Annotated in this window: 1 pseudogene; it reads right to left on the minus strand. The window is 37.8% G+C overall.

Annotation, left to right across the window (positions count from 1 at the left end):
* Nucleotides 1–37: 37 nt before the first annotated feature.
* Nucleotides 38–1,333 (minus strand): annotated as a pseudogene (locus tag ACM0OY_RS40330) (IS4 family transposase); the annotation flags it as partial.
* Nucleotides 1,334–1,612: the final 279 nt, after the last annotated feature.

Raw genomic sequence — 1,612 nt, forward strand, 5'->3', positions numbered from 1 at the left:
AGAGGTTAGAGTGATTGCACTTTTGTCAAGAGGGTGCAGGAAAAGGGGATAAATCCAGCTTGGAGACTGGTTTTCGCAACACTTTAACAACTCCTAAATCTTGATTCTCTGGGGCAGCGAAGTACTTAATCGGGTCATCAGCTTTGCCTTTGTCATTTGCGACACTAAAATGGTACAAACCGCGAAATATCATCTCCAAAGAAATGCGGTCAAATGGCAGAGATAATTCGTCTGCAACAGCATCTCCCAAGTCAATCAAAACAGCATAAAATAACCAAGTAGCCCAGACTTGTAGCTTGATACCATTAATAGAACCAGTCCACAAATAAGATAGCCCTAGTAAGCGTTTTACTACGTAAAAAGCTTCTTCAACTCTCCACCTTCGGCGATATAAATCTGCAACGGCATAGGGAGGTAATATTTTGGGGTCAAGGACAGAAGTAATGTAAGAATAACTAGTTTTACCAACCTTTATTTCAATTAGGCGTAAAGTTAAAACCGGTGCGCCACGACGAACAGTTCCAAGTTGAATCAATCGGTCTTTAAGTGAATGGTCATAGCTAAAAATCTTTAAGTATTTAATAGATGCTTTGGCTTTTAAGCGAGTAATAAAATGAACATCTTGTAAATTAAGTTGTTGTAAAAACTGGAAATGGTAAAAACCTCTATCAAGTAAAATTAGAGTTTTAGCAGGCAATAAATTTAGTAAAGGAGCTTCAAAATTAGTCTCTGATGCGGCAGGATTGGTGTGAAACCAAACTTCTATTGGTAAACGAGTAACCAAATCGATAACTGTACAGATTTTCCCAGCTAACTGTCCTGTTTTCAAGTCCTCCAGGCTTTTTAGCTTCCGAAATAAAGCTTCTAATGTTGACCCATCAGCTATCCAAATTCGGTCAAAATTATCCAAGGCAAACTTAACGCTATCTGGTAGCGATCGCCTCAGCCGTTGCTGCCAATTAAATTGTAACTGAGGTAATAAATCTTTAAACACTCGTTCAAATAATTCAGCCGGAAAAACTAAAAACCTTTGAGAGAGAGATTGTTGAGCAATATTAGTAGCACGACACCACAATAAATCTTCTCTTGCTAAAAGCCTCGTTAATTCTTGAACTCCCGGAACTTGTCGCCATAATAAAGTTAATACTGCTGCTACCATGAAGGATAGATTGATAATTCTATCTCGTAAGCCTAACTGTTTATAGTATTTTTGTTGAGCAAAGATAGCTGGAGTTAGTAACTCTTCTAAATGCAACGCAATCGCTTCATTATTTATGGTAGGAGTATGATGTTTTTGCGCGTGGTCGGAGTTTCGTTTTGCAGCTTTGGGCATAGTAGTCAAGGAGCGCTTTTCATTACCACATTTGATTACTGAATTTACAATAATAATGAAACTCACTTTTGACAAAGTTATTCTCTCGTTACAATACTTTTTTGTTTCATATTTCGGCTGTTAAAAACCTAAAGATAATGATAATCAAATAGAGGGGAAGGAGGCGAGCGTCGCTCGCCTCCTTCCCCTCCGAACCGCACGATTATCATTTTCATTTGAGTTTTTTTGAGTATTTTAACTGATTGACAAAATACGCTTTATCTTAACCTATCACCAATG

It is taken from the genome of Nostoc sp. CCY 9925, from assembly GCF_963920935.1.
Classification (GTDB): Bacteria; Cyanobacteriota; Cyanobacteriia; order Cyanobacteriales; family Nostocaceae; genus Nostoc.